Annotated in this window: 16 protein-coding genes; 4 read left to right on the forward strand and 12 right to left on the reverse strand. The window is 39.3% G+C overall.

Annotated features, from left to right (window positions below; translation table 11 throughout):
• The first annotated feature begins 10 nt into the window (after positions 1-10).
• Positions 11-625 carry a hypothetical protein gene (locus AVJ19_RS21555; RefSeq protein WP_111861462.1) on the forward strand — a complete coding sequence of 205 codons (615 nt, stop codon included), beginning with the start codon at positions 11-13 and terminating at the stop codon, positions 623-625.
• Between the two features lie 100 nt (positions 626-725).
• Here the strand turns inward: AVJ19_RS21555 and AVJ19_RS21560 are convergent, their stop codons facing one another.
• Entirely contained in the window at positions 726-1,013 is a 288-nt protein-coding gene (locus AVJ19_RS21560; protein WP_111861494.1) for a hypothetical protein, read from the reverse strand.
• 161 nt (positions 1,014-1,174) lie between these two features.
• Here AVJ19_RS21560 and AVJ19_RS21565 point away from each other — a divergent pair, with 161 nt between their 5' ends.
• The 3 genes from AVJ19_RS21565 (at position 1,175) to AVJ19_RS21575 (ending at position 3,149) form a co-directional block, all read left to right on the forward strand.
• Positions 1,175-1,639, forward strand: coding sequence for an ATP-binding protein (locus tag AVJ19_RS21565; protein WP_111861463.1), 465 nt, complete (start codon positions 1,175-1,177; stop codon positions 1,637-1,639).
• Entirely contained in the window at positions 1,629-2,405 is a 777-nt protein-coding gene (locus AVJ19_RS21570) for a tRNA(His) guanylyltransferase Thg1 family protein (protein WP_111861464.1), read from the forward strand. Before AVJ19_RS21565 ends, AVJ19_RS21570 begins: the two co-directional genes overlap by 11 nt.
• Positions 2,406-2,558: 153 nt before the next feature.
• Positions 2,559-3,149, forward strand: a complete 591-nt coding sequence (locus tag AVJ19_RS21575; protein WP_111861465.1) for a DUF4291 domain-containing protein — start codon at positions 2,559-2,561, stop codon at positions 3,147-3,149.
• Positions 3,150-3,175: 26 nt separating this feature from the next.
• Here AVJ19_RS21575 and AVJ19_RS22170 read toward each other — a convergent pair whose 3' ends face one another.
• The 11 genes from AVJ19_RS22170 to AVJ19_RS21630 all read right to left on the reverse strand — a co-directional run bounded on the left by AVJ19_RS22170 (position 3,176) and on the right by AVJ19_RS21630 (position 12,059).
• Positions 3,176-3,448: a hypothetical protein gene (locus AVJ19_RS22170; protein ID WP_162626712.1), complete on the reverse strand. Its 273-nt coding sequence runs from the start codon at positions 3,446-3,448 to the stop codon at positions 3,176-3,178.
• Positions 3,449-3,849: 401 nt separating this feature from the next.
• The gene (locus AVJ19_RS21585) at positions 3,850-4,269 is read right to left on the reverse strand and encodes a F0F1 ATP synthase subunit epsilon (protein ID WP_111861467.1); all 420 of its coding nucleotides are present in this window, start codon (positions 4,267-4,269) and stop codon (positions 3,850-3,852) included.
• A 26-nt stretch (positions 4,270-4,295) separates the two neighbouring features.
• The gene (gene atpD, locus AVJ19_RS21590; protein WP_111861468.1) at positions 4,296-5,690 is read right to left on the reverse strand and encodes a F0F1 ATP synthase subunit beta; all 1,395 of its coding nucleotides are present in this window, start codon (positions 5,688-5,690) and stop codon (positions 4,296-4,298) included.
• 26 nt (positions 5,691-5,716) lie between these two features.
• Positions 5,717-6,586: a F0F1 ATP synthase subunit gamma gene (atpG, locus tag AVJ19_RS21595; RefSeq protein ID WP_107008914.1), complete on the reverse strand. Its 870-nt coding sequence runs from the start codon at positions 6,584-6,586 to the stop codon at positions 5,717-5,719.
• Positions 6,587-6,674: 88 nt separating this feature from the next.
• The gene (gene atpA, locus AVJ19_RS21600) at positions 6,675-8,219 is read right to left on the reverse strand and encodes a F0F1 ATP synthase subunit alpha (protein WP_107008915.1); all 1,545 of its coding nucleotides are present in this window, start codon (positions 8,217-8,219) and stop codon (positions 6,675-6,677) included.
• A gap of 59 nt (positions 8,220-8,278) precedes the next feature.
• Positions 8,279-8,815 (reverse strand): F0F1 ATP synthase subunit delta, encoded by a 537-nt coding sequence (locus tag AVJ19_RS21605; protein WP_111861469.1) that lies wholly within the window; start codon positions 8,813-8,815, stop codon positions 8,279-8,281.
• A gap of 11 nt (positions 8,816-8,826) precedes the next feature.
• A complete protein-coding gene (locus AVJ19_RS21610) occupies positions 8,827-9,297 on the reverse strand; it encodes a F0F1 ATP synthase subunit B (protein WP_111861470.1) in 471 nt (156 codons plus the stop codon).
• 39 nt (positions 9,298-9,336) lie between these two features.
• The gene (gene atpE / locus AVJ19_RS21615; protein ID WP_000424060.1) at positions 9,337-9,582 is read right to left on the reverse strand and encodes a F0F1 ATP synthase subunit C; all 246 of its coding nucleotides are present in this window, start codon (positions 9,580-9,582) and stop codon (positions 9,337-9,339) included.
• Positions 9,583-9,666: 84 nt separating this feature from the next.
• The gene (gene atpB, locus AVJ19_RS21620; RefSeq protein ID WP_068975643.1) at positions 9,667-10,542 is read right to left on the reverse strand and encodes a F0F1 ATP synthase subunit A; all 876 of its coding nucleotides are present in this window, start codon (positions 10,540-10,542) and stop codon (positions 9,667-9,669) included.
• A gap of 110 nt (positions 10,543-10,652) precedes the next feature.
• On the reverse strand, positions 10,653-11,045 hold the full coding sequence (locus AVJ19_RS21625; protein ID WP_111861471.1) for an ATP synthase subunit I: 393 nt from the start codon (positions 11,043-11,045) through the stop codon (positions 10,653-10,655).
• Positions 11,046-11,216: 171 nt separating this feature from the next.
• Positions 11,217-12,059, reverse strand: a complete 843-nt coding sequence (locus AVJ19_RS21630; protein WP_111861472.1) for a metal ABC transporter solute-binding protein, Zn/Mn family — start codon at positions 12,057-12,059, stop codon at positions 11,217-11,219.
• Between the last annotated feature and the right edge of the window lie 8 nt (positions 12,060-12,067).

Consider the following 12,067-nt stretch of genomic DNA (forward strand, 5'->3'; position numbering starts at 1 on the left):
TTTGGATGTTATGAAAAAGCTACTTCAAGGCGCACTTCTTCCTTTTGTTATTTTTACTTCAGGTATGCTTTTACTCGGTTGTAACCAAGCGGCTGAACCACAAGAACGCACTGAACAATTTGAGCAAACTGAAACTCCACAAAGTGAATCCCATACAAATAACTCTTTAGCCACAGAAGTCGAAACTGAAGCAGCACAAGTACAAAATAATGAAAACTTAAAAAGCGGCAATATGTTTTATATCGCACGAGATGTAGCAGATGTTCAGCTTAAAACTGGTGACTACATTGAAAAATTGCAACAAGCGCAAAGTGACTTACAAGCGGCGATTGACAGTAAAGACCCACAACAGCTACAAGAAACTGCTAAAAATCTAAGTCGTGAATTACAAGGCTTTAATACTGCATTGATTTCTTTAGATTTGAAAAGCCAAGAAATCGACAGTATGCGCCAACAGGTCTTATCTACAAACAAGCAGGTGCTTAATGCCCCATTGTTAAATGGTGAAGTAGATTTTAGTAAAATTGATTTTGATAAAATCGAAAAACAAATGGGAACAATCCAATCTGAAATGCTCAAACTCGCAGGGATGATGATTCCTAAAAATGAATCGTCAAATAGTTAACATAGCCTATTGAGCAAAATTTCAAATTCATCCATTTTCAAAAATAAAAGGGATATTTCTCAAAGTGAAATGTCCTTTTATTGCCATACTATTGTCAAAGTTAGCAATGTACTTTAAATGCTTGCTGCATTGCTTGTTGAATCTGATCAGATACCTGACGTTGTTCTACGAATGAAAAGTCACCACGATAGGTTTGTTGAATAATTTCTTGTGCAAAATCTTCTAAAAATTGTCGACCATTTTCTCGATACAACAATTCATCTTCCGCATCTAAATGAATATACCAACATGACACAACTGAACTCATGTCGATGGCAATACTAAAATAATACTGTACAGCATCCTGATACAGTTCCCAAAAATGTGCTTGTTGCTCGATCAGTTTCATCATGAATTATTCAACTTTGACAATTTCTTCTAACATACGTGGAAATATAATATAACCCAATGCAACTTTAGCGGTACAACTTTGACATTTTCAAGTGAGATTGTCTTTATGATTTGAAGCATGCTTTAATGTTGAACATACAAAAATGACAGAATTTAAATATGCAATTGATCATTTTTATAGGTGTCCAAGCCTCAGGTAAATCTACATTTTATAAAGAGTATTTTTATAAAACTCATCTTCGTATCAACTTGGATATGTTAAAAACTCGGCATCGTGAAAATATTTTATTTGAAGCGGGCTTAGTCTCAAAAACTAAAATGGTGATTGATAATACCAACATGACTCGTGCTGATCGTGCCCGCTACATGCAACATGCTAAAGATGCTGAGTTTGAAGTGATTTGTTATTATTTTGCCACAGATTTGGATGATGCTTTACAGCGCAATCGACAACGTGAAGGTAAAGAACGCATTCCTGATCAAGGTGTGCTCGCAACTGCAAAAAGATTTGAAAGTCCTCTGCTTCAAGAAGGTTTTGATGAAATTTATCAAGTTAAAATCATAGGACAAGGACAATTCTCCATACAACTCCTCGACATAAAAGAACAACAGCATGAGATTTGATGATTTAGACCAACGTTTGCGTGTTTTTGAAACTGCTTATGATTTTTGTGTACCGCCTGAGCAATATATCGTGGTACGACTTGATGGTAAAGGCTTTACACGACTGACCAAAGAAGTTTGGCAATTTGATGCACCTTTTGACATCTGCTTTAGAGATTTGATGGTTGAAACGACTGCTCATTTGATGCAATGTGGTTTTAATATCATCTATGGCTATACGCAAAGTGATGAAATTTCTTTGCTATTTCATCCTTTAGAAAATAGTTTTAATCGTAAGACACGCAAAATTATTTCAATTTTGGCGGCAGAAGCCAGCGCCAAATTTAGTTTAATGCAGGGCGATTTAGCAATTTTTGATACCCGTATTTGTATTCTACCCAATGCAAAAACGGTAGAAGATTATTTCCGTTGGCGACATGAAGATGCTCATCGTAATGCTTTAAATGCGCATTGTTATTGGATGCTGCGTAAAGAAGGTGAATCCGTCAATACTGCAACCGCACAAGTTAAAGGTCTGAACCGCCAAGCAAAGCATGATCTGCTTTTGAGTCGTGATATTAATTTTAATGAATTACCTGCATGGCAAAAAAGAGGGACTGGTCTGTATTGGCAAGATGTAGAAAAAATAGGTTTTAATCCTAAAAGTAATCAAGCAACAACGTCTATTCGTAGAGAAATTTTTAAAAATTATGAATTGGCTTTGGGGGATGATTATAGTCAATTTATCCAAAAGCAATTTTTATTGGAGAAAAATGAATCATCATAAAATCATTTAAAATACTTTATGAAATTACTACATAGCATTGTTCTGAATAAAAAATTTAAAGTGTCATATTGCCAATTATTTTAAATTCATTTAAAATAAAATCTAAAAATGATAATACCTATCATTTTAAAATAATAATTTTATAGGAAAAAAGTGAATAAATTCAAAGAAATTAGAGCATCTCAAACATCAAATACTATCCGAGTATATCAAGCTTATAACCAAGCACTTGCTCAACATGCGGTACAAAATAATAGTTTTATCGATAATCCATATTTCAAAGAAAGTCGAATGACATGGATTAAACCATCCTATTTATGGATGATGTACCGCTGTGGATGGGGCTATAAAGATGATGGGCAAAAGAGCATACTTGCGATTGATATATCCAAGCAAGGCTTTGATTGGGCTTTGGAACATAGTTGTACAAGCCATAAAGCTGAACATATGGACAATGAGACTTGGCAAAAATTTAAAGATCAACATCCCGTACGCATTCAATGGGATCCCGAAAGAAACCTTTACTTAAAACCTTTGGACTATCGTGCAATTCAAATTGGTTTAACAGGTGAAGCTGTTCAACATTATATCCAAGATTGGATTGTCAATATCACCGATATTACACAAGAAGCACAACATATTCATCAGTTGGTTTTAGAAGAAAAATTGGACGAAGCAAAGGCTTTATTGCCTGAAGAAACTTTGTATATTCCAAACTCCAGCAAAGCAGTGAATGAGCTTTAACTTAAAGCTCATTTTTGATTTTGATCTTACTGATTGAATTTTTTCTTGCATAAGGTGAATGGTATATGGGGACAATAATCTTTGATTTTTTGTTCAATTTCACTTGTGATTTGATCCAATGGGAGAATAATACCAACACCTAAACCAAAAAAAATAAAGAGATGCTTCTCAGTTTTTTCAATTATAGATACAAGTTCCCAATCGGTCTTTAAGCTATAAAGTTCTGTACTTTCTATAATATATTGTGCGTTTAATTCAATTTCTTTTTCACCTACAATGATCTTTGAGTCTTCTGCCATACAATCAATATAATATTTTGAATACGAAACAACATAAAATATAAGTGTAATAATAAGGCAAATCAATGCAATTAATGCGTAATTCAATAGTTCAATATGATATTCACGAAACATCTTGTACAGAAAAAAAATTGCTATAGTTGAACAAACGATCATCAATAAACCATATACCCGCATCTGATTCTTTTGATATATACGAGGTTCTATTTTTTGATAATTTTTCATATAAAATTGATAATAATCATTACTTTGTAGTGTGACTCTAAATTTCATAATTTTTTAATTTTTATCTGAGTAAATTAAATACTAACATAAAAATATATCAACAATCATTTTTTATCATTTGAATATTTATAAAAAAAACCGCCCTTTCGGACGGTTCTTCAATCTCAAACTGCGTCTTATTGAGCGCGGTTTTTGATTTTGCGGATAGTTTCCAACTGAGCAGCAGTTTCTGCAAGAGCAGCCAAAGCAGCAGCAGCGTCCAAATCGCTCTTTTGATTTGCAAGCAAGTTTTCAGCATTTTTACGTGCTTCAATAATTGCAGCTTCATCTAAATTGTCAGCACGAACTGCAGTATCTGCAAGAACGGTCACAACATGCGGTTGGACTTCAAGTACACCACCAGATACATAGATTAACTCTTCTGTACCATTCTCAAGCAGAACGCGAATCGCGCCCGGCTTAAGTAAAGTGACCAACGGAGCATGACCAGGCATAATACCCAATTCACCGCCAGCACCTTTAGCGATTAGCATTGTTACAGTGCCTGAGTACAAAGACTCTTTAACACTGACAACATCACATTGCATTGTAGACATGAGAATCTCCTAAATTAGGGAACTAATTAAAGTTTCTCAGCTTTAGCAATCACTTCGTCAATACCACCAACCATATAGAACGCTTGTTCTGGGATGTGATCGTATTCACCAGCTAGAAGACCTTTAAAGCCACGAATTGTTTCTTTAAGCGGTACAAGTTTACCAGGCGCACCAGTAAACACTTCAGCTACGTGGAACGGTTGAGAGAAGAAACGTTGGATCTTACGTGCACGGTATACAGTAAGTTTGTCTTCCTCAGCCAATTCGTCCATACCAAGAATTGCAATAATGTCTTTCAATTCTTTATAACGTTGAAGAACGTTTTGAACTGAACGAGCGATTTCGTAATGCTCAGCACCGACTACAAGTGGATCTAACTGACGTGAAGTTGAGTCAAGTGGATCGATCGCTGGGTAAATACCAGAAGATGCGATGTCACGGCTCAATACAACAGTTGCGTCCAAGTGAGCGAACGTAGTTGCAGGCGATGGATCTGTTAAGTCATCGGCAGGTACATATACCGCTTGGATTGACGTAATAGAACCAGACTTAGTCGATGTAATACGTTCTTGTAGAACACCCATCTCTTCTGCAAGAGTTGGCTGATAACCTACAGCAGATGGCATACGACCTAACAATGCTGATACTTCAGTACCCGCAAGTGTATAACGGTAGATGTTATCTACGAACAATAAAACGTCACGACCTTTGCCGTTTTCGTCTTTCTCGTCACGGAAATATTCAGCCATCGTCAAACCAGTCAACGCTACGCGTAAACGGTTACCTGGTGGCTCATTCATCTGACCGTAGACCATTGCTACTTTGTCAAGAACGTTAGAATCTTTCATCTCGTGATAGAAGTCGTTACCTTCACGAGTACGCTCACCAACACCAGCAAACACAGATAAACCTGAGTGAGCTTTCGCGATGTTGTTGATCAATTCCATCATGTTTACGGTTTTACCAACACCGGCACCACCGAACAGACCAACTTTACCACCTTTCGCGAACGGGCAAAGTAAGTCGATGACTTTAATACCAGTTTCTAAAAGGTCAGTAGAAGCTGCTTGTTCAGCATAAGAAGGCGCTTGACGGTGAATCGGCAAACGCTCTTCAGTCGCAACTGGACCAGCTTCATCGATTGGGCGACCAAGAACGTCCATGATACGACCCAAACATGCAGTACCTACAGGTACAGAGATTGGAGCGCCAGTATTCGTTGCGTTCAAACCACGCTTAAGTCCTTCAGTAGAACCCATTGCAATAGTACGAACTACGCCATCACCAAGTTGTTGCTGAACTTCTAAAGTAGTTTCAGTGCCATCAACCTGTAGAGCGTCATAGATCTTAGGAACGCTGTTGCGTTCAAACTCGACGTCGATAACCGCGCCGATGATCTGAATGATACGACCGCTACTCATTGCTGTCTCCTCAATTCAAAATAATGTTAAACGGCAGCGGCACCACCAACGATTTCAGAAATTTCCTGAGTAATCGCGGCTTGACGCAGCTTGTTATAAATAAGTTGTAGGCTCTTGATGATCTCACCTGCGTTATCAGTTGCAGCTTTCATTGCTACCATACGCGCAGATTGTTCACATGCGATGTTTTCAATCACACCTTGATACACCATAGACTCGATATAACGAACCAATAAACCATTTAACAGCTCTTCAGCTTCTGGTTCATAGAGGTAATCCCAACCGTATTGACGGTTTAGACCTTCTTGTGTCTCAGCCGCAGCTAAAGGAACAAGTTGCTCAACCTTTTGGTTTTGAGTCATGGCATTGACAAAGCCGTTTGACACAAGATAAATACGATCTAATTCGCCTTTATCAAATGCATCTAACATCACCTGTACAGAACCAGTTAACTGTTCAAGACTTGGAGCATCACCTAAATTAGTTGTTGCACCCAGTACTTTACCGCCGTAGTTTTTAAAAAACGAAACCGCTTTTTGACCAATTAAAGCAAATTGAACTTCAATTGACTGCTCTTGTTGCTGCTGTACGTGTTTAACCACTTTTTTGAACAAGTTAATATTCAAACCACCAGCAAGACCACGATCTGAAGAAACAATAATATAGCCAACGCGTTTTACAGGGCGTTCAACCATATAACGATGTTTATATTCAGGATTCGCTTGTACCAAATGAGCAATTACACGGTGCATATTTTCGGCATACGGACGGCCCTGAGCCATGCGCTCTTGCGCACGACGCATCTTAGAAGCTGCTACCATCTGCATCGCGCGAGTAATTTTCTGCGTGCTTTTGATACTAGCTACTTTGGCGCGAATTTCTTTTAAATTTGCCATACGCTTAACCTAGTATTCGAAAGCCCTTTCGAGCCTTCGAAGGTTGATCCGTGAACCAAACCATAACTAGATTCAACATCGTTGAATCTTAGTAAGTTTGAGTCGCTTTAAAGCTTTCAATACCCGCTTTAAATGCAGCTTCGATGTCTTTGTTCCAATCACCAGTTTCATCGATTTTTTGCATTAATGCAGCATGCTCTGAACGGAAGTAAGAAATCAATGCAGCATCAAAGTCTACGATTTTCTTCACGTCAACGTCAGTCATATAACCTTCGTTAGATGCATAAACTGAAACAGCTTGGTCAGCAATTGAATATGGAGCATATTGTTTTTGCTTCATTAATTCAGTTACACGTTGACCATGTTCAAGTTGCTTACGAGTTGCTTCATCAAGGTCAGAAGCGAACTGAGCAAACGCTGCTAATTCACGGTATTGTGCTAAAGCAGTACGGATACCACCAGACAATTTCTTAATGATCTTAGTCTGAGCAGAACCACCAACACGTGATACCGAAATACCTGCGTTTACTGCTGGACGGATACCTGCGTTGAACAATGAAGTTTCAAGGAAGATCTGACCATCAGTAATCGAAATTACGTTTGTTGGTACGAATGCAGATACGTCACCTGCTTGAGTTTCAATGATCGGTAATGCAGTTAAAGAACCAGTTTGACCTTTAACTTCACCTTTCGTGAATTGCTCAACGTAGTCAGCAGAAACGCGCGAAGCACGTTCAAGAAGACGAGAGTGAAGATAGAATACGTCACCTGGATATGCTTCACGACCTGGTGGACGACGTAATAACAATGAAATTTGACGGTAAGCAACTGCTTGCTTAGACAAATCATCATAAATAATTAACGCATCTTCGCCGCGGTCACGGAAGTATTCACCCATTGTACAGCCAGAATACGGAGCAAGGAAAAGCATTGCTGCTGGATCCGCTGCCGCTGCTGCTACAACAGTTGTATACGCCATAGCACCAGTTTCTTCTAGCTTACGTACTACGTTTGCAATCGTTGATTGCTTTTGACCAACTGCAACGTAAACACATTTAATACCAGAATTCTTCTGAGCGATAATCGCATCGATCGCCATCGCTGTTTTACCAGTTTGACGGTCACCAATGATCAACTCACGCTGACCACGGCCTACAGGAATCATTGTATCTACTGATTTATAACCAGTTTGTACAGGCTCATCCACTGATTGACGCCAAATTACACCAGGTGCAACTTTTTCGACTTTATCAGTCAATTTCGCATCAATTGGACCTTTACCGTCAATTGGATTACCTAAAGCATCTACTACACGGCCTAAAAGTTCTGGACCAACCGGAACTTCTAATACACGACCTGTGCAACGCGCTTTTTGACCTTCTTGAAGGCTTAAGTAGTTACCTAAAACAACGACGCCCACTGAATCCTGTTCTAGGTTCAGTGCCATACCGTATAAGCCGCCGTCGAATTCGATCATTTCACCGTACATTGCATCAGCAAGGCCGTGAATACGCACAATACCGTCGGAAACCATAACAATGGTCCCTTCGTTCTTAGCGGTCGCGCTGGTGTCCAGATCGCCGATACGCTGTTTAATGAGCGCACTGATCTCGGATGGATTCAGTTGTTGCATTGCGCTATACCTCAATCTTTTATTAGTTCAGTCTTCGTCTTTGCAGTGATTGTTAACAATTACGCTAAAAGACGAGTACGCATTTTTTCAAGCTTGCTAAGCGCAGAATCATCTATCACTTGGTCGCCTGCACGAATAACAACACCAGCAATCAATGCTGGGTTTACTTCAACTGTAACTTTCACAGCGCTGTTCAAACGTTTTTCCAACGCATGAGCCAACTTCTGTTCTTGTACTGAATCAAGCGGAAAAGCTGATTCAATTACAACGTCAACAGTCTTGTTATTTTGCGATTTGAGTTGTTCAAATTCTGTTTCGATTTCAGGTAACAAAGTCAAACGACCATTGTCAGCAAGAAGTGTCAAAAAGTTTGACACTGCTTCAGTTTGCTGTTCACCTAAAACTTTCGCAAAAAGTGCTACCTGCTCAACAGGTGTCAACTCAGGGCGATTTAAATAAGCGGAGAATGCTTCATCTTGCACCGCAGCACTGAGCACTTGTAATGCTTGTGACCAAGAGTCAGTTGCATTTTGCTCAGATGCATAAGCAAATGCTGCTTTAGCGTATGGGCGTGCCAACGTCAAGAGTTCAGCCATATTCGCCTCTCTTAAAGTTTAGCAGCCAGCTGATTCAGCATGGCATTATGAGCTTCTGCGTCAACTTGTTGGTTCAGAATTTTTTCTGCACCAGCAACTGCAAGAGCAGCAACTTGTTGACGTAATTCTTCGCGAGCAGAATTGATGTCTTGATCAACAGCATCTTTCGCTTGTTGACGAATACGCTCACCTTCAGCAGATGCTTGAGTACGCGCTTCTTCGACCAATTGTGCCGCACGGCGGTTCGCTTGTTCGATCAATTGAGCCGCTTGTGCTTTTGCTGCATCAATTTCTGTCTTCACTTGTGCTTGCGCATCAGCAAGATCAGCTTTTGCTTTTTCAGCAGCATTTAAGCCATCAGCGATTTTACGCTGACGCTCACTAATCGCATTGATTAGTGGTGGCCATACAAACTTCATGCAGAATGCGACGAAAATCGCAAATGCAATCGCTTGGCCAATCAATGTGAGGTTGATATTCATTGCAAATTCCTCAATGGTTTAATTTAGGAATTAAGCTGATTAACCTACAAATGGATTTGCGAAGATGAAGAACAAACCAATACCAACGCCGATCATAGGCACAGCATCAAGAAGACCCGCGATTAAGAACATACGAGTTTGAAGTTGTGGAGCCAATTCTGGTTGACGAGCAACAGCTTCAAGGAAGCGACCGCCTAAAAGACCGAAACCAATCGCAGTACCTAAAGCACCAAAAGCGATCAAGATAGCAGATGCAATTGCAACTAGACCTAAAGTGAGTTCCATGATAATTCCTCAGAGGTTAGGTTTTATACCAAATTAAGTTAAAAAAACTGTACCTAACCACCGGTTGATAGTTAGGTAATACCATTAATGCTTTTCGCTTGCCATGCTTAGATAAACGATGGTTAGCATCATAAAAATAAATGCTTGCAGGGTGATAATCAAAATATGGAAAATCGCCCATGGCACAGACAATGCCCACTGGATCCAGAACGGTAGTAACGCGATTAAGATGAAGATTAACTCACCTGCATACATGTTACCGAAAAGTCGAAGAGCCAAAGAGATTGGACGCGCAAGGAAAGTTACCAATTCCAAAAGCAAGTTAAATGGAATTAAAAGCGCTTTAGCGATTGGATTCTTAGGATTGAACGGATTCAGCGCCAATTCACCTACGAAACCGCTCACACCTTTTTCACGAATACTGTAGAAAATGATAAGAGCAAATACAGATAAAGACATACCAAGAGTAATGTTAGGATCTGTAGTAGGTACAATTTTGAAATACACGCTATGTGGATCCATACCAAACACGTTACTACCAATAAGCGTAGCTAAATGCGGAATGAAATCTACTGGTACTAAATCCATTAAGTTCATGAGGAAAATCCACACAAAAATGGTTAGTGCCAACGGTGCAATCAAACGAGACTTCCCGTGGAAAGTATCACGAACACTTGAATCTACAAACTCAATAATCATTTCGATTGCAGACTGGAACTTGGTTGGAACACCAGAGTTTGCAGCTTTCGCTACACACCAGAACAACAAACAGAAAATCAAACCAAGTCCGATAGACCAACCCATTGAATCCAAGTGAATAGCAGTGAACCCCATCTGTTGAGCTTCAGCACCACTTTCTGCCAATTTCCATGTACCGTCTGGCATTTTGCCATAGGTCATATTGGTCAAGTGATGCTTGATATACTCGGTCGAAGTAAGGGCATGTTCTTCAGCAGCCATAAATCACACCTGGTCAATGTAAAAAAACTAATAGAATAAAACGAATATCGCGTGCTGCCTGATATCTCGCTTATTCCTGAAAAACTTTTCAATTTTTGCTGTGTTTATACTCATTTTTGTAAACGAGTTGCCCAAAAAGGAGCAATCCACGTCATGGCTTGTACAAGTATAAAACCACAAAACAATGCTACCGGGGATAACGGTTTAACATTGCTTAAAATTAAAATGAATCCAACGATCACAATTGCAAATTTGCCCATCATGCCTCGATACATGTTCGAAAGAACCTGTTTGGATGCTCGCGCGCCTGCTGCTCGAAATGACTGCCAAGAAAAATAACAACTGGCAAGCCAACAAATCAGTGCACCTAATGCTGCACTCAAAGCCGCAGTCGAGTCTTTCAAGACCCACCCTATCAAGGCTGAAACAGGAATCATACATGCTTGTAAATAGACCAAAGCTTTCGCTAATCGTCGGTCAATCATGCGACTAGTTCGGCTCATTTTTTATCCACTTACAGCATAAATGCTTGACAAGTTTAGCTGATGATCGTTTTTAATCGCAGGCATTATAGAGTTACCCCCCTAAACATGCAATCTTTTCCCGACCTTAGTCGAGTTTTTTTCACATATTAAATTGCTTTTGATCTGTACAATTGTTGCTTATTATTTGCATCATTTTCGTGCATTAACTACACAAGCTTGTGTTTGTGCAGCTAAAGTTTGCCACGCAACCACAAAATCTTGTTGTTTTGCCAAAGATTCATCCACAGATTGGAATGTAATTGCACCCAACTTTTTGTATTGACTTGGGCTTGCACTCGATTCTGCAAGTAAACATACTTTTTTACTTGGACGATGATCATTTAAATATTTAATCTGAGCAATGGTGGGTGCAACATGCGGATCATCAGTCATTGCACCTGCAAATTTTAAGTTTAGTGAACGTTCTAAATATTGATAGGCATCATGATATGCCCAATAACCTCGATCCGCACTATCACCACTGTATCGTTGCGATGCGAATAACATTTCACTGGCAAATTTTTTGGCATTATTCCAATAAGCAGTTTTATTTTCAGGATGTTGCTGTGAACGCAGTGCTGCAATGAAAAAGCCTATACGTACAGCATTATTGGGGTCTAACCACACATGTGTATCAACAGTATCTTTTAATGCTACACCACGTGGACTTCTTAATGGTAAAGCTTGGATAATGCCTGAATCTAAAATAGAAATCGCATTTGGATTGTCTTTCAATACCTTTTCTAATGGTGCTTCATGTGCTTTGCCCAACCAAATCACCAAAGATGCTTCTTTGATCGTTTTTCGATTCAGTGGGGTAAGTTGTACATCATGTCCACTTTGATGATCTAAAAGCAGTACAGGTTCTTCAATGCCTTGTGTTACTTTTTTTGAAATCAAATAAATAGGATGTGTTGACACCACTAAAGGTGCTTGTGCCCAAGTCATACCTGCAAATAATGCACTGATACACAAAGCAAAGAAGCGTTTCATGCGGAGAG

Origin of the sequence: Acinetobacter sp. CFCC 10889, assembly GCF_003268395.1 — a bacterium.
In the GTDB taxonomy this organism is placed as follows: domain Bacteria; phylum Pseudomonadota; class Gammaproteobacteria; order Pseudomonadales; family Moraxellaceae; genus Acinetobacter.